General features: G+C 71.1%; 16 protein-coding genes. 7 read left to right on the top strand and 9 right to left on the bottom strand.

Annotated features, from left to right (window positions below; genetic code table 11):
* Positions 1–843: 843 nt before the first annotated feature.
* The 4 genes from DKT69_RS36330 to DKT69_RS36315 form a co-directional block, all read right to left on the bottom strand.
* Complete coding sequence (locus tag DKT69_RS36330) at positions 844–1173, bottom strand: helix-turn-helix domain-containing protein (RefSeq protein ID WP_109805874.1); 330 nt, start codon at positions 1171–1173, stop codon at positions 844–846.
* A gap of 795 nt (positions 1174–1968) precedes the next feature.
* Positions 1969–3579: a recombinase family protein gene (locus DKT69_RS36325; RefSeq protein ID WP_109805873.1), complete on the bottom strand. Its 1611-nt coding sequence runs from the start codon at positions 3577–3579 to the stop codon at positions 1969–1971.
* Positions 3580–3635: 56 nt separating this feature from the next.
* A complete protein-coding gene (locus DKT69_RS36320) occupies positions 3636–4232 on the bottom strand; it encodes a DUF1684 domain-containing protein (RefSeq protein ID WP_109805872.1) in 597 nt (198 codons plus the stop codon).
* 24 nt (positions 4233–4256) lie between these two features.
* Complete coding sequence (locus DKT69_RS36315) at positions 4257–4535, bottom strand: GNAT family N-acetyltransferase (RefSeq protein WP_109805871.1); 279 nt, start codon at positions 4533–4535, stop codon at positions 4257–4259.
* 90 nt (positions 4536–4625) lie between these two features.
* Here DKT69_RS36315 and DKT69_RS36310 point away from each other — a divergent pair, with 90 nt between their 5' ends.
* Together DKT69_RS36310 and DKT69_RS36305 are read left to right on the top strand one after the other, a co-directional pair.
* Positions 4626–5108: a MarR family winged helix-turn-helix transcriptional regulator gene (locus DKT69_RS36310; protein WP_109805870.1), complete on the top strand. Its 483-nt coding sequence runs from the start codon at positions 4626–4628 to the stop codon at positions 5106–5108.
* Between the two features lie 10 nt (positions 5109–5118).
* On the top strand, positions 5119–6105 hold the full coding sequence (locus tag DKT69_RS36305) for a pirin family protein (protein WP_109805869.1): 987 nt from the start codon (positions 5119–5121) through the stop codon (positions 6103–6105).
* Between the two features lie 52 nt (positions 6106–6157).
* Here DKT69_RS36305 and DKT69_RS40795 read toward each other — a convergent pair whose 3' ends face one another.
* Entirely contained in the window at positions 6158–6286 is a 129-nt protein-coding gene (locus tag DKT69_RS40795) for a hypothetical protein (RefSeq protein ID WP_255420267.1), read from the bottom strand.
* A 132-nt stretch (positions 6287–6418) separates the two neighbouring features.
* Between DKT69_RS40795 and DKT69_RS36300 the strand changes: the two genes are divergently transcribed.
* Entirely contained in the window at positions 6419–8008 is a 1590-nt protein-coding gene (locus DKT69_RS36300; protein ID WP_109805868.1) for a phospholipase D family protein, read from the top strand.
* On the opposite strand, the gene DKT69_RS36295 is transcribed toward DKT69_RS36300, so the two are convergent.
* A complete protein-coding gene (locus DKT69_RS36295) occupies positions 7957–8700 on the bottom strand; it encodes a hypothetical protein (protein WP_109805867.1) in 744 nt (247 codons plus the stop codon). The genes DKT69_RS36300 and DKT69_RS36295 overlap by 52 nt on opposite strands.
* A gap of 374 nt (positions 8701–9074) precedes the next feature.
* Here DKT69_RS36295 and DKT69_RS36290 point away from each other — a divergent pair, with 374 nt between their 5' ends.
* Entirely contained in the window at positions 9075–9899 is an 825-nt protein-coding gene (locus DKT69_RS36290; RefSeq protein ID WP_109805866.1) for a SigB/SigF/SigG family RNA polymerase sigma factor, read from the top strand.
* A 290-nt stretch (positions 9900–10189) separates the two neighbouring features.
* Here the strand turns inward: DKT69_RS36290 and DKT69_RS36285 are convergent, their stop codons facing one another.
* From DKT69_RS36285 to DKT69_RS36275, 3 genes are read right to left on the bottom strand one after another with little or no spacing between them, the layout of a single operon-like run.
* A complete protein-coding gene (locus DKT69_RS36285; RefSeq protein WP_109805865.1) occupies positions 10190–10780 on the bottom strand; it encodes a GNAT family N-acetyltransferase in 591 nt (196 codons plus the stop codon).
* Complete coding sequence (locus tag DKT69_RS36280) at positions 10777–12300, bottom strand: APC family permease (protein ID WP_109805864.1); 1524 nt, start codon at positions 12298–12300, stop codon at positions 10777–10779. Before DKT69_RS36280 ends, DKT69_RS36285 begins: the two co-directional genes overlap by 4 nt.
* Before the next feature lie 42 nt (positions 12301–12342).
* Positions 12343–12969, bottom strand: coding sequence for a GOLPH3/VPS74 family protein (locus DKT69_RS36275; RefSeq protein ID WP_109805863.1), 627 nt, complete (start codon positions 12967–12969; stop codon positions 12343–12345).
* A 138-nt stretch (positions 12970–13107) separates the two neighbouring features.
* On the opposite strand from DKT69_RS36275, the gene DKT69_RS36270 reads away from it, so the two are divergent.
* From DKT69_RS36270 to DKT69_RS36260, 3 genes are all read left to right on the top strand, one after another.
* Positions 13108–13950 (top strand): helix-turn-helix domain-containing protein, encoded by an 843-nt coding sequence (locus tag DKT69_RS36270; protein WP_109805862.1) that lies wholly within the window; start codon positions 13108–13110, stop codon positions 13948–13950.
* A 39-nt stretch (positions 13951–13989) separates the two neighbouring features.
* Positions 13990–14190, top strand: coding sequence for a DUF397 domain-containing protein (locus DKT69_RS36265; protein ID WP_109805861.1), 201 nt, complete (start codon positions 13990–13992; stop codon positions 14188–14190).
* A gap of 23 nt (positions 14191–14213) precedes the next feature.
* On the top strand, positions 14214–15265 hold a 1052-nt coding region (locus DKT69_RS36260), incomplete at its 3' end, for a helicase-related protein (protein WP_255420266.1).

Below are 15265 nucleotides of genomic sequence, written 5' to 3'. Positions count from 1 at the left end.
AATGTCACGGAATGGTCACGGTGTTTGTCACGCTGGTTCGTGCGTTTCCGCAGGTCAAGCCGCGGTTTCATGTAAACGTGACCGGGAATGGTCACGAAGTCACGCGCACAAAAACGGGCCTAAGACAGTGGGAATTCAGAAGTGTTGCGGGAAAGTTCTGACCCCGCCCCCATGGGGCGCAACCGGCCTGAGATGCCCTGTGCGGCCCGATGGGGCCGTGGGCGTACCCCCGAGAACTAAGGGTGCTGCCTTATCGGCCCTTAGAAGGCCGTCTAGAGGCTGCCCGTTGGGCCCCAATCCTGCCGCCTTGCTTGGCGGAGCAGGTGGCACAGTGAGGTTGCCAGTTGCTTACTTCCATCAGCAGATCAGGGCGGGTGCTGACTGGCACCCGGTGGTCAACGTGGGTAGCTGGTGCCTTGCACTCATGACACTTGGGGTTAGCCGCCAGGAAAGCGGCTTTCATCTTGCGTGCCTTGGTGCTGTACCACACCGCAGGGTGTGACCTTCCGTGGCGGTCAGTGCTGGTGCGGCTGGCACCAGCGAACGGCTTACGTGGGTGCTCAGCACACCGGGATTGCCCAAGCGGAACTAACCGCTTGCAGGTGGTACAGGTGGAGAAGCTGATTGCTTCCACCTCCTTATCAAGATCAACGCGAAACACTCTCTTAGTGTTAGCCGTGGTGGTTTGCGGAAGGTTTGTTAGTCCGTTGGTGTCGTTTCACTCCACCCCGGCAAAGGGCCCCCTTAAGGGGCCCGTTAGTTAGAACCCTGATAGGTAGTCCCTGATTGGTTTACCCTGATGGGTAAACCATGATAGGTAACCGGAACAGGACTTCCGGTAGGTCAATCCTTGACCACGGGCAGGGCCGAACCGTCGTGGCGGTGAGGACACTCCGGGATCGTTAGCCACCAGATTTTGTTGCCCTGGTGGTCCCCGTCCGACTCCACCCGTTCCCCGGTGAAGTGCAACCAGCCCACAACCTCAAGCCACTGTTGGATGGTTCGTACCTGCCGGGCGGACCTAAACCCAATCTCCGCCGCAATCCTCTTTTGCGACGGGAAGCACTGCATCCCCGTGTCGTAATCCGCATACTCAGCCATCAGCAGGGCAACGGCGAGGTTGGAACCCGTAACGTCCGGGCAGTTGCGGATGGTCCGCCGGTAGTCATTCACGGGCCGTGGAATGGTCCGTCCCGGCTTCCCGGTGGCTGCCCGCGTCGCCCTGGTCCCGTTGCCCGCGTAACCCTCGGGGCGGCCCCGGTGGAGGTTCCCCCGGGGATCAGGGCGACAGGGCTCCGCCTGCTCGGGCTGGCACGGCCACACGGGGTCAGAGCAGGTCCAAACCGCGCCGTCCGGGGAAAGCGTCTTGAGGCCGTGCGGGCACGTTGGGGCCGTCATTCAATACCCGCAGCAGCAAACGCCCCGGCTATCTCCCAAATGCCGATAACGTCAGCCTCACTCATGGCCGGATCATCGGAGGCAGCGTCAGCCCATTCCTCAACGCTCAGCCCCTCCGGGGCACAGATGGTTTGGCCCTCCCAAGTGATGCACCTTTCCATGTTCATAAGGGCAGACTCCTTCCCAAAGACGGAATGCGTGTAAACGGCATGCGTGCCGAGATACAAAGAACGGGCCCAATGATGGGCCCGTGTAAACAACGTGGCTGGTTCCCGTGTCCGGGGTTACGTGAGCATCTTATCGGGCCCCAACAGGGGCCCTGGTGAGTCAATTGTGGGGGCTGGTGCAACGGCCCCGGCCGGGGTGCTGGTCGAGCATAAGCGCGGGTGTCACGTTTCCCGGCTTACCGCCGGGCAGACAGCATCCCACGGCCCAACACCCCGGATCACACACCCGCGCGGGCCCCTGGTCGCACCGTGTAAACGGGCCCTCTGCAAGCCTCTTTAAGACAAGAAAGAACCCCGGGGGTACCTGAGTACCCACCGGGGTTATCGGCCGTCTACGGCCGTTCTACGGGGCTACGAAAGGCGGTAGCGGCCTGGTCGTCAACGTCATCGGGACCGCCTGCCCGGTGGCACGCTCCGCCAGGTCGTGGGGCAGGTACACCGCCACTTGCGCGCCATCCTCAACGGTGAGGGCAACCACCGCCTCGTAACCCTCCGGCCGGTCGAACAGGCCGAACCTCACCGGGCCACCCTGGTTCGCCGCAACCTCAACCCGGATGCCGGCTTCCTTGAGTAGCTGGTGCCGCTCCTGCTCATTGGCAGCCGCCCAACGGTCCGCGTACGTGACCCCGGTACCAACCTCACGGACGGACGGGGCACGCTCGGGGATGGCCGCCAGGGCGGCTAGCTTGCCCTCTACCGCCTCAATCCGCTTGGCGTACACCCGGGCCACGGCTTCCCCCTTGCCCGTGCTACGGGCCAACAGGTCATCAAGGGCCGTCTCAAGCTCGCGAATCTCCGCCGCGTGAGACACCCCGGCAACCTTGATGGTTCGCATGATCTCAAGGTGGCCGATTTCGGCCAGCAGCAGCCGCTCAACGATGGGGTGCAGCTTGTCCCCCCGCACGGCCGACTTGGCCTCACAGTCCGGGACGCGCCGGGACCAGCGGCCCCCACAGCCGTAATACATGTAAGCCTTGCGGACACGTCCCTTGACGGTGCTCGCCCCCATGTGGCGGCGGTACATCGGGGAACCGCAGAAAGCACAGAATGCCACGTCCAGCAGCATGCTGGCCCCGGTCACCCGTTCCCGCTTTCCGGCCCGGGACAGCACTTCCTGTAGCGCGTTCCACTGCTCAAACGTGATCAGCGGCTCAGCGCGCACCGGGTCAATCGGCACACCATCCCCGGACGTGATCGCCTTGTAAGTAGCCTCACCCAACAGGGCCCGGGACCGGAGCATCTGGCTTACGTTGACGTTCCCCCAAGTTTTGCCGCCCTTGGGGGTCGGCACCCCCCGACTCTGCAAATCAAGCTGGACGGCGAAAGCCGGCTCACCGGCAATCACCCGGTTAACAAGCTCGTTGACGATCGCGTGAGCCTCCGGGTCAATCTCCAACTTCCAGCCGCCGGTTTCCAGCCGGGCGGGCCGGTAGCCGAAAGGGTACCTGCCACCGGGCCAACGCTTTTCCGCGTACATCTCAGTACGGGCCGCGTTTACACGCTCCTTGATAATGGCCGCTTCCAGCTCAGCGAACACGGCCGTAATCTGAGCCATGGCCTTACCCGTGGGGGTGCTCAGGTCGATTTTGTCAGCGATGCTCACAAGGTTTTTCGGCCGATCAACGGGCGGTAGCCCGGTGCTGTTGGGCTGCCCTTGCGACCATTTGATCATTTCCGCGAAATCGCCAACGGAACGCACCAGCCGGTCAAGCTTCCAGAACGCCAGGGTGTCCCAGTCTTCCGGCCGGCGTAGCCACTGCCCCAGGTCCGGCCGATCCCACGGCGGAATCTTGGCCGCCGACACCCCGAGATCGGTAGCCCATCCGATGATCGTGAGGCTCGGGTCACCCTGGATGACCTTCCGCTGCCGCTCCGGGGACGTAGACGGGTCATCCGCCCGGTTGCTGTGACGGGACAGCCGGACGACACCCACGGTGCGCGCATGCAGGGACATGGCGGCAGCGTATGGGGTTCAACAACGGTGACGCAACGGGACACCCTCGGGCTACGTCAACCGTCCCGCCGTGGGTAGTCCAGCTCACCGGCCCGGATCGGCACGTCAACCCGGTTTTCCGGCGGAGCCAACGGGCAGGCGTACGAACTATTGATTGCGCACGAGGGGTTGTAGAGGTAGTTGGCGTCGAGCCGGACCCGCCCGCCCGGCAGCACGGTCAGCCCCCGGCCGAAGGTGCCCTTGACGGTGTCGGTGAGGTACCGGCCGCCGCCGTACGCCGCGGTGCCGCAGGTCCCGTCGCGCAGCGGCACGAACAGCCCGCCGCCGTACGCCTCGATCCACCACAGGGTCAGCGGCCCCCACGGCGTGTCCGCGATGGCGACCCGCCGGTAGCGCACCACCCCGTCCGGCCCGCCGGTGTCGATGCTCTCGGTGCCCGAGGCGGGGCGCAGCGGCGCCTCCACCACGGCGTCCGGGTTCGGCGGGTGGTAGCGCAGCCCGGTGAAGCCGGCCCGGTCCTCGACTGGCAGCGGGCTCTGCGGGTGCCGGCGGAACAGCTCGTCCCGCTCCGCCCGGAACCCGGTCAGGTCGAGGTCGGAGAGGTACAGCCGGGCCACCCGTTCCCTCCAGTCGAGCAGTTCGAGGTCATCCACGCCTCGAACACTAGTGCGGTGGCGTCAGCCGTCGGTGGCCAACCGGGCGTGCGGGTGCTCGTCGTACCGCCGGCCGTCCCCGTACCGGTAGGACTCCCGCAGGGTGCCCTCGGCCGGGTAGCCGGCCCGGACGGCGACCCGGCAGGAGGCCCGGTTGGCCACCGCGTGGCACAGCTCGATCCGGTGCAGCGGGAGCTGGGCGAACGCCCAGGTGGTGAGGGCGGTGACGGCCGCCGAGGCGATGCCGCCGGGCCGGGTGCCCGTCCCCTCCCCTCCCCTCCGCCGCTTTCGTTCAAATTGCAACGGTGGCTCTCGCCAGGCTCCCTCTCGGCCGGGCTCAGCCTGTGACGGACGGCACTTGTTTAAATTTGAAGTAGTGCTATCGTCCTAGCTGTGACCGAGAGCCTGAACCCCGAGCGGCTGGCCTGCTGGCGCGCGTACATCGAGTCGAGCCAGCGGTTGTTCACCCAGCTCGAGGAGGACCTGCGCGCGGACAGCGAGCTGAGCTTCGCCGACTACCACGTGCTGGTCCTGCTCTCCGAGGCGCCGGGGCAACGACTGCGGATGGGCGAGCTGGCCGGCCGGCTGGTCTTCTCCCCCAGCCGGCTGACGTACCAGATCTCCTCCATGCAGAAGCGCGGTCTGGTCGCCAAGGAGTCCTGCCCGGAGGACCGCCGGGGCAGCGAGGCCGTGCTCACCGCCGCCGGACTTCTCACCCTCCGCGACGCCGCGCCGCACCACCTGGCGTCGGTGCGCACCCACCTGATGGACGACCTCGACGACGCCGAGGTCGCCTGCCTCACCCGGGTCTTCGAGCGGCTCGGCCGGCGCCTGCGCGCCGCCCGCGACGCGTCGTCCACCCCGGCCGACAACTAAGGAGCCCGCGATGCCCGCCATCACCGTCGACGACGTCCTCGTCCTGCCCCGCCTGCCCCGGCTCGACGAGTCCACCAGCTTCCGGCCGGTCCGCCGGCTCACCACCGCGCCGAGCGGCTTCGAGGGCGAGGGCTTCCCGGTTCGCCGGGCCTTCGCCGGGGTGCCGCTGACCGAGCTGGACCCGTTCATCCACCTCGACCAGATGGGCGAGGTGGACTACGCGCCGGGCGAGCCGAAGGGCACGCCGTGGCACCCGCACCGCGGCTTCGAGACGGTGACCTACATGATCGACGGGATCATGGACCACCAGGACTCGCAGGGCGGCGGCGGCACCATCACCGACGGCGACACCCAGTGGATGACGGCCGGCAGTGGCCTGTTGCACATCGAGGCGCCGCCGGAGCACCTGGTGACGAGCGGCGGCCTGTTCCACGGCCTCCAGCTCTGGGTCAACCTGCCGAAGGCGGCCAAGATGAACCCGCCGCGCTACCAGGACATCCGCGGCAAGGAGTCGGCGCTGCTCACCACGCCGGACGGCGGCGCGCTGATCCGGGTGATCGCCGGCGAGGTCGCCGGGCACCGCGGGCCGGGCTCCACCCACACCCCGATCACCATCACCCACGTGACGGTGCAGCCGGGGGCGGAGCTGAGCCTGCCCTGGCGGCCCGACTTCAACGCGCTGGTCTACGTGCTGGCGGGCCGCGGCACCGTGGGCACCGACCGGCGGCCGATCCACACCGGGCAGCTCGCGGTGCACGGCGCCGGCGACGCGCTGCGGGTGACCGCGGACGCGAAGCAGGACGGCAACACCCCGGCCCTGGAGCTCTACATCATGGGCGGCCAGCCCATCCGGGAGCCGGTGGCGCACTACGGCCCGTTCGTGATGAACACCCGGGACGAGCTGATCCAGGCGTTCGAGGACTTCCAGGCCGGCAAGCTCGGCGTGGTCCCGGCGACGCGCCTGCCGCACACCGGCGGCCAGGGCCCGCGTCCCTGATCCCCCCGTACGAGGTGGGCGTCCCGGTTCGTCCGGGGCGCCCGCCCGGCGGTCAGGACACCGCGAAGATGCCGGCCACCCCGAGGATCACCATCAGCAAGACCGCCACCACCGCGCCGCGTTCGCTCTCGACCGCCGGCTCGCGGTACTCGGTCACGGCGTTCGTCGTCTCGGCGAGCATGCTCGGGCCTCCTGGGTTGTCGCGTCTAGGGGTGCGGCGGCCACCACGAGGGGCGTCGACCTGCGGCCGGCGTGCGTACCCGCCGTGGGGGTCCTACCGTGAGGACGGTTGTCGACCTCGGGAGGCTGGAACGTGGCGCTGCAGGACTGGTTCCTCACCGCGCAGGAACGTGCCAACCCGGGCTCTGAGTTACCCGTCTGGACGACGGGAAACCTCGCCGAGCCGTTGATTCACGGCGCCGCGTACTTCGACCGGCTGGTCGACGAGGTGGCGGCGCTGAAGGCCGGTGACCATCTCTTCTTCACCGACTGGCGGGGCGACCCGGATCAGCGGATGCGCCCGGACGGCCCGACCGTGGCGCAGCTCTTCGCGCAGGCCGCCCAGCGCGGCGTGGTGGTCAAGGGTCTGATCTGGCGGTCCCACCTCGACGCGCTCTCCTACAGCGAGGCGGAGAACCGCGACCTCAGCGAGGCGATCTGCGCGGCCGGCGGCGAGGTGCTGCTGGACCAGCGGGTCCGGCGCGGCGGCTCACACCACCAGAAGCTCGTGGTGCTGCGCCACCCGGACGACCCGGAGCGGGACATCGCCTTCGCGGGCGGGATCGACCTGTGCCACAGCCGGCGGGACGACGCCACGCACCGGGGCGACCCGCAGGCCGTCCGCATGTCCCCCAGGTACGGCGACCACCCGCCCTGGCACGACGTCCAGCTCGCGGTGCGAGGCCCGGTGGTCAGCGCGCTGGACACGACCTTCCGCGAGCGGTGGATCGACCCGATGCCGCTGGACTCGGAGAACCCGCTGGCCTACCTGCGGGACCGGCTGCGCGGCTCCGACCTGAGCCCCGACCCGCTGCCGGACCAGCCCGCCGATCCGCCGCCGTGCGGACCGCACCAGATCCAGGTGCTGCGCACCTACCCGGCGGTACGACCGCGGTACTCGTTCGCCCCGGACGGCGAGCGGACGGTGGCCCGCGGCTACACCAAGGCGGTACGCCGGGCCCGGCGGCTGATCTACCTGGAGGACCAGTACCTCTGGTCGACCGAGGTCGCGGACCTCTTCGCCACGGCGCTGCGGGAGCAGCCCGACCTGCACCTGGTCGCCGTCGTGCCACGCCACCCGGACGTGGACGGCCGGCTCGCGCTGCCGCCGAACATGGTGGGCCGGGAGCAGGCGCTCTCGCTCTGCCAGAAGGCGGCGCCGGACCGGGTGCACGTCTTCGACCTGGAGAACCACGAGGGCACCCCGGTCTACGTGCACGCCAAGGTCTGCGTGGTCGACGACGTCTGGGCCAGCGTCGGCAGCGACAACTTCAACCGCCGCTCCTGGACGCACGACAGCGAGCTGTCCTGCGCCGTGCTGGACGATACCCGGGACGAGCGGGCGCCCACCGACCCGGCCGGCCTCGGCGACGGCGCCCGGGTCTTCGCCCGGGACCTGCGGCTGCGGCTGTGGCGGGAGCACCTGGACCGGGACCCGGACGGTGGCGAGGACCACGACCTGCTCGACCCGGCCGCTGCGGTGCGGGCGATCATCGACGCGGCGGACGCGCTGCAACGCTGGCACGACGGGGGCCGGGTCGGTCCCCGCCCGCCGGGCCGGCTGCGCCCGCACCGGCCGGAGCGGCTGCCCTGGCACACCCGGTTCTGGGCGCTGCCCGCGTACCGGCTGGTCTACGACCCGGACGGCAGGCCGCTGCGGGCCCGGCGGGCCGGCGCCTGGTGAACCGGCTCGGCGGCCGGTGGCTCGTCGAGCGCGTTCGGCCCGGCCGGGTACGCGAACGACACCCGTGGGGAGTAGAAGCCCCAGCAGATGTTGAGCGGGTTCGCCGGGCGGAGCGGATAGACCGGGTGCTCGGGGGCGAGGAACTCCACCGACTCGATCTCGAACGGGGTGACCGGCTCGGCCACGTACGGGTAGTCGGCGCTGGTCAGCTCCCCGTCCCGCCCGGTCAGGTACCGGTGGTGGCCGCTGCACACGCGGTGGCTGGTCTGGCCGACCCGGGCCACGGTCCGGATGATGGGCCGCCCGTCGGCGCGGGTCTCCGTCGTGAGCCGGTCGCCCCGCACCTCGACGGTGGTCTGCCCGGCCTGCGCCGGGACGCCCCGGGCGGCGGCGTACTCGCGGACCCGGGGGCTGGAGGCGAAGTAGTGGCTCCACCAGCCGCCGGGACCGTCGCCGTCCGGCGGGTCCATCCCCACCAACGAGATCCCCAGGTAGGTCAGCGAGTAGGCCCCGAAGCCGGAGGTCTGACAGTCGTCGTCCACGACGTACTGGCAGAGGAAGACCTGCCGGTCCGGGCAGGGCAGCAGCCCGGCCGGGAGGATCGCCGCGACCGCGTCGGGGTCCGCCGGCTGCCAGCTGAAGAGCAGCACCCGGGCGTTGACGACGAGTTGCGGAGCGGCGGGATCCAGCACGTTGCCTCCGTAGACGTGTACACAGGGACGCTACGGGTGGTCCCGCAGACGGGACAACGACGGATAGCCGACAGTGCGAACCGTTTGTCGTGTTCTTCCTTGACGGTCGGCGCGGGCGATGGGCCGAGCGGTCAGCGGCCCGGGGGGCGTCCGGCGACGACCGGTCGGGCAGGCGGCCCGGTAACCGTGATCACAAGCCCCTCGAGCTTTGCCCTTTTTAGGGCTTTCATGACCGAAAATCGCTTAAGCACATCATACTTTCGGCTAGATTTCGCAGAGCCGATCAGGCTAAGGTGAGTCCCGAACGGCCCACTTGAAGCTAAACCAAAGCGTCACGTCTCTTATCCGCGGACGAGGTGCAGGGAGGACCACCCATGACCGCGCCAACGATCAGCGAGCAGGCGACCACACCGCCGTCCACCACCGAGAAGCTCGACCCGCGCGCACTCACCGACAGCGCCGCGGATCTGCTCAACGCGATGGCCGCGCTGCCCGCCAACCACCCGTCGCGTGCCGCGCTGCGCGACAAGGCGATCGAGGCCTGGCTGCCGCTCGCCAACCACCTCGCCCACCGTTACAGCGGCCGGGGCGAGCCCACCGACGACCTGGCGCAGACCGCCGCCGTCGGCCTGATCAAGGCGATCGACAAGTTCGACCCGTCCCGGGGCGTCGACTTCGCCGGTTACGCCATCCCCACCATCATCGGCGAGCTGAAGCGGCACTTCCGCGACCGCACCTGGGACATCCGGGTGCCGCGTCGCCTCCAGGAGCTGCGCCTGGCCATCTCCGACGCCAACAGCTGCCTGCTGCAGACCCTCGGCCGCTCGCCGACGGTCGCCGACATCGCCGCCCACCTCAAGCTGACCGAGGAAGAGGTCCTGGAGGGCCTGGAGGGCGCCCGCGCCTACAACGCCGTGTCGCTGTCCACCCCGACCGGCGACGGCGACCGGGCCACCGAGCTGGGCGACATGCTCGGCGGCGAGGACGGCGAGTTCGAGCTGGCCGAGCTGCGCGTCGCGCTGGGCCCGGCGCTCGCCACCCTCGACGAGCGCGAGCAGAAGATCCTCACGCTGCGCTTCTACGGCAACCTGACCCAGTCGCAGATCGCCGAGCAGATCGGCGTCTCGCAGATGCACGTGTCCCGGCTGCTGGCCCGGGCGCTGACGAAGCTGCGCGGGCAGCTCGACGGAACGTACTAGGGGGTGGAGACGATGGCCGGGTCGGCGGGCCCGGCCATCGTCGCGTCCACAGGCCCGGTCGGCGGTTCGCCGGCCGGGCCTTTCCGCGCGCTCAGCACAGCACCACCAGGTCCATCGGGTCGACCACCGGCGCGTCCGGCGTCCGCGCCGCCGCCGCGCGCATCCGCCGCACCGGCGCGCCGCGGCGCAGCGTCCGTGCCCGCCCCGAGGTCGAGCACCCGGCCGCCGGCGGCGGTGGGCAGGTGTCGCGCCACCGCCGCCCGTCGACTCAGGGGGTCGTCGCGCGCCGGTCAGCCGCGCGGGTCGCGCCACATCGGATGGAACGCCGACCCGTCGGGCAGTCGGAACGGCTCGGCGGCCCGGTAGCCGTGCCGGGCGTACAGGTCGCGGCTGCGCTCGCTGCTGGCCTCCAGGTACCCGGGCACCCCTTCGGCGTCGAGCACGGCGTGGTGGTGCCGCAGCAGCGCGCTGCCCAGCCCCCGCCCCTGCAGCCGCGCCTCCACCGCCAGGAACGCCAGGTGATGGTGGTCGGCGTGCGGGTGGTTCGCCTCGAACAGCTCGTCGAGGTGCTGGAACCGGGGCGTCCACTCGCCGCAGGCGGCGGCCAGCCGGGCGTCGTAGTCGACGGGTGGCGGGGCCGGCTCGCCGGCCTGCGGGAACCAGACCGCCACCGCCGACCGGTCCGCGGTGCCGTGCACGATGCCGTGCCGCATCGCGTGGTCGACCAGGATCTCGAAGTTGTCGGCGAGCACCGCCTCCCGCTTCGCCTCGTCCGGCACCAGCCAGCGGGTGACGTCCAGGTGCCGGAACGCCTCGGCGATCCGCTCCGCGACCCCCCGGGTCTCCGCCGGCCCCAACCGCTCGATGGGCGCCTCGGTCACCGGGCCGCCTCCACACCGGCCGGCGCCGGCTCGGGGGTGACCAGCGGCGCCTCGGCGACCGCGCTCTCCGCGCCCAGCCCGATCCGGGCGTACACGTCCGGCCGGCTGCCGCGCAGCACCAGTCCCCAGAGCAGCCCGAGCAGCGCCGCGACCGGGTAGACCGCCGGGATCGCCCAGCGCAGCGGCGAGTCCGGGGCGACGCCGAGCAGGATCGCGAAGTTGTCCACCGCGACCACGATGACGGCGGTGAGGGCGATCGCGGCGAGGCCGGGGGCGATCGCCCGCCGCCACAGGGTCTCCCCCGTCCGCGTCCGGGCGAAGAAGGCGATCACCGCGACCGAGGTGGTGGCGATCAGCAGCAGCACGCCGAACCCGCCGCCGGTGCCGCCCCAGAAGAACAACTGCACCAGCGGGTCCCAGCCGGCGACCGCGTAGAGCACGATCACGACCAGCCCCAGCAGGCTCTGCGCCAGCGAGGCGACCCGCGGCGCGCCGGTGCGCGGCGAGGTCTGCCCGAACAGCGCCGGCAGCACCCGCTCCCGGCCGAGCGCGAAGGCGTACCGGGCGGTGGTGTTGTGGAACGAGATCATCGCCGCCAGCAGCGAGGTGAGGAAGAGCGCCTGGCCGATCGTCACCGCGGTGTCGCCGAGGTGCGCCCCGGCGAGGTTGAAGATGAGCGCCGTGCTCTGCTCGCGGGACGCGTCGACGATCCGGGCCGGCCCGGTCGCGACGGTCATCGTCCAGGCCGAGAAGGCGTACAGCGCGGCGATGATGGCCACCGAGAGGTAGGTGGCCATCGGCACGGTCCGCTTCGGGTCCTTGCTCTCCTCGCTGAACACCACCGCGGACTCGAAGCCGGTGAAGCCGGTGGTGGCCAGCACCAGGATCGCGCCCACGCCCGGCACCAGCAGGTTGTCCGGCGACAGGGTGGCGAAGCTGACTGAACCGCCCGCCGGGTGGCTGACCTGTGCGACGTCGAAGACGAGGATGACCAGGATCTCGGCGACCAGCAACACGGCCAGCACCATGCCGTTCACGTCCACCCGCAGCAGGCCGAGGATCGCGACCAGCGCCCAGGCGACCAGCGCCACCACCCACCAGGCGGGCGAGCCGCCGAAGATCTGCTGGAGCACCGGCTCGGCCGCGGCGCCGATCGCGCCGTAGAGCCCCACCTGCAGCGCGTTGTACGCGATCAGCGCGACCCAGGCCGCGCCCACCCCGGCCGGCCGGCCGAGCCCACGGGCGACGTACGCGTAGAAGGCGCCGGCGTTGGTCAGCCGGCGGGCCATCGCCACGTAGCCGACCGAGAAGAGCGCGAGCACCGCCGCGACCACCAGGAACGCCAGCGGGATGCCGGTGACGCCGGTGACCGCGTACCCGGTGGTGACCACCCCGGCCACCACGGTCAGCGGGGCGGCGGCGGAGAGGACGAAGAAGATGACCGACGGTACGCCGAGCCGGCCACGGGCCAGGGAGTCGGAGACGTTGCTGGGACGGTCGACGGTGGCTGCAGGGGGCATGGGGCCACTCCGGTTCGAGGGGAGGGATGAGGGGTTGGTGGGTCAGGGGAAGCCGCGCAGCACCGCGGCCCCGACGGCGGCCTCGGTGTGCCCGACCAGTTCCTTCAGCGGCGCCGGCAGCGCCGGGACGACGACGCCCAGCCGGTGGTGGGCCAGCGGCCCGGCGCTCCAGAGCACCTCGCGGGTCAGCCCGGTGGCGGCGACCAGACCGAGCAGCAGGGCGTCCGGCACGGAGGGGGGCTCCGGGCGCTCCAGCAGGGTCCGCAGCCGGGTCGCCGGCCAGGCCGCCGCGTTGAGGTCGACCGGGACGTAGCTCAGGCTGGTCCGCAGCAGCCGGCGGCTCTCCTGCCGGCGCAGCACGCCGGCGCGGGCCAGCCGCTCGCCGACCGAGCTCACGCCCGTCTGGGCCAGGAAGCTGAGCCAGGTGCGGACCGCCTGGTGCTGGGGTTCCCCGATCAACTGGTCGAGCACGGTGTGCGCGAGCGCGTCGGCCGGCGGCCGGCGGTCCAGCACCGTGACCAATCCAGCAGAGACGGTGATCCGTCCGAAAAGGACCAGCTCACCGAGCAGGCCGGCGGCGAGCCCCAGCCCGGTCGCCGCCGGATGCAGCTTGGCCTTGCCCCGGCTGTCGTTGTGGGCGACCAGGAAGAACTCATCAGCGATGAGCAAACGAGCCTCCGGCCTGTCCACATACGATCAACACCGGACAGAGGATGCACCTTGCACTATTGCAATGCAACTCCCGAATTCGACGGTTGCACTCCGTGCGGGCGCGACCTGCGGATCTTGGCGTGACAGACTCGGAGGGTGACCGCCAGCCCCACCGTTCGCCGCCGCCGGATCGCTCGGGAACTTCGCCAACTGCGCGAGCACGCGGGGATGACCCTCGATGTCGCGGCCCGCCAGCTCGACATGTCCAAGAGCAACCTCTCCCGGATCGAGAACGCGCAGATCGGCATCAAGCCCCGGGACGTCCGCGCCGCGCTCGCCCTCTACCAGGTGACCGGCTCCGACGCCGAGGCACTGATCGAAATCGCCCGGGGGGCGCAGCAGCGCGGCTGGTGGCAGAACTACAGCGACGTGCTGCCGGAGTGGTTCGAGTTCTACGTCGGACTGGAGGCCGAGGCGGCCACCCTGCGGACGTACGAGGCCGAGTCGGTGCCGGGGCTGCTGCAGACCGAGGCGTACGCCCGGGAGATCTACCGGATCACCGCGGGCGAGGACGGCATCGAACGCAAGGTCGCCGCCCGCCTGCACCGGCAGGACGTGCTGCACCGCGAGTCGCCGGTCCGGCTCTCCGTGGTGCTCAACGAGGCGGTGCTGCTGCGCGCCGTCGGCGGCCCGGCCGTGATGGCCGCTCAGCTCAGCCACATGGCGAAACTCGCTCAGTTACCCAACGTAACCATTCACGTACTTCCATTCAGTGCCGGCGGGCATCCGGCGATGAGCACCCCGTACGTCATCCTCGGCTTCGCCGACGCCGCCGACGCCTCCGTGGTCTACCTGGACAATCTCACCATGGGGCTCGCTCTGGAGGATGCCGCGCAGGTGCACGGGTATAGCCTGCTGCATGAGGAGCTGTGCCGGATGGCACTGGATCCGGCGGCGTCGCTGACCCGCCTGGAGGAGGCTTCTCGTAACTTTGCGTGACGCTAAGCGGCACGCCGACGGAAGACGAGAGGTACGGGAATGACCGCGCTCGACCTGTCCCGGGCGGACTGGCGCACCAGCACGCGCAGCAGTGGCAACGGCAACTGCGTGGAGGTCGCCGCGGTGGGCGGTCGGATCGCCGTGCGGGACAGCAAGGACCGCGGCGGGCCGGCACTGGTCTTCCCGCCGACGGCCTGGGCGGCCTTCGTCACCGGCGTGGACGGGGTGCGCCGGGACTGAGCACCGGGTGCGAGAGTGGGACTGTGCTCTCCGACGTACCCCTCGACCTGCCGGTCCGGCCGGTGCTCCCGGCGCTGCTCAGGGCGCTGCGGGCGGCCGGCGACGCGGTGCTGGTGGCGCCGCCCGGCACCGGCAAGACGACGCTGGCCCCGCTCGCGGTGGCCGACGAGGTCGCCGGCCGGGTACTGATCGCGCAGCCCCGCCGGGTCGCCGCCCGGGCCGCCGCCCGCCGGATGGCCGGCCTGCTCGGCGAGCCGGTGGGCGAGCGGATCGGGTACGCGGTCCGGGGCGAGCGCCGGGTCGGACGGGCCACCCGGGTCGAGGTGGTCACCACCGGCCTGCTGCTCCGCCGCCTGCACCGCGACCCGGAGCTGCCCGGGGTCGGGGCGGTGCTGCTCGACGAGTGTCACGAGCGGCAGCTCGACGCCGACCTGGCGCTGGCCTTCGCGGTGGAGGCCCGTGGCACGCTCCGCCCCGACCTGTGGCTGCTGGCGATGTCGGCCACCCCGCAGACCGACCGGTTCGCCGCGCTGCTCGGCGCCGCCGGCCGACCCGCGCCGGTCGTCCGGGCGGAGGCCGCGCTGCACCCGGTCACCCGGGTCTGGGCGCCGCCGCCCCGGCCGGTGGCCGCGCCGGGCGCGGGCCGGGTCGACCCGGCGCTGCTCGACCACGTGGCGGCCACCGTCCGGCGGGCGCTGCGCGAGCGGGACGGCGACGTCCTGGTGTTCCTGCCCGGCGCCGGTGAGATCGCCGCGGTCGCGGGCCGGCTGGCCGACCTGCGGGACCGGATCGCCCTGCTGCCGCTGCACGGCCGGCTGCCCGGGGCGGCGCAGGACGCGGCGCTGCAGCCGACGGACAGGCGGCGGGTGGTGCTGGCCACCGCGGTGGCGGAGAGCAGCCTGACCGTGCCCGGGGTCCGGGTGGTGGTGGACGCCGGGCTGAGCCGGGTGGCCCGCACCGACCTGGCCCGCGGGCTGGGTGCGCTGGTGACCGTCCCGGTGTCCCGGGCGGCGGCCACCCAGCGGGCCGGCCGGGCCGGCCGGGAGGCCCCCGGCGCGGTCTACCGGTGCTGGTC

The sequence above is a fragment of the Micromonospora sicca genome, assembly GCF_003172935.1.
GTDB lineage: Bacteria > Actinomycetota > Actinomycetes > Mycobacteriales > Micromonosporaceae > Micromonospora > Micromonospora sicca.
This window is presented reverse-complemented; position numbering and strand designations above follow the sequence as displayed.

Coding starts and splice junctions, on each gene's coding strand:
- DKT69_RS36325 (WP_109805873.1), bottom strand. CDS start 3,579: ATGTCCCTGCATGCGCGCACCGTGGGTGTCGTCCGGCTGTCCCGTCAC.
- DKT69_RS40795 (WP_255420267.1), bottom strand. CDS start 6,286: ATGCTCGCCGAGACGACGAACGCCGTGACCGAGTACCGCGAGCCGGCG.
- DKT69_RS36305 (WP_109805869.1), top strand. CDS start 5,119: ATGCCCGCCATCACCGTCGACGACGTCCTCGTCCTGCCCCGCCTGCCC.
- DKT69_RS36290 (WP_109805866.1), top strand. CDS start 9,075: ATGACCGCGCCAACGATCAGCGAGCAGGCGACCACACCGCCGTCCACC.
- DKT69_RS36265 (WP_109805861.1), top strand. CDS start 13,990: ATGACCGCGCTCGACCTGTCCCGGGCGGACTGGCGCACCAGCACGCGC.
- DKT69_RS36280 (WP_109805864.1), bottom strand. CDS start 12,300: ATGCCCCCTGCAGCCACCGTCGACCGTCCCAGCAACGTCTCCGACTCC.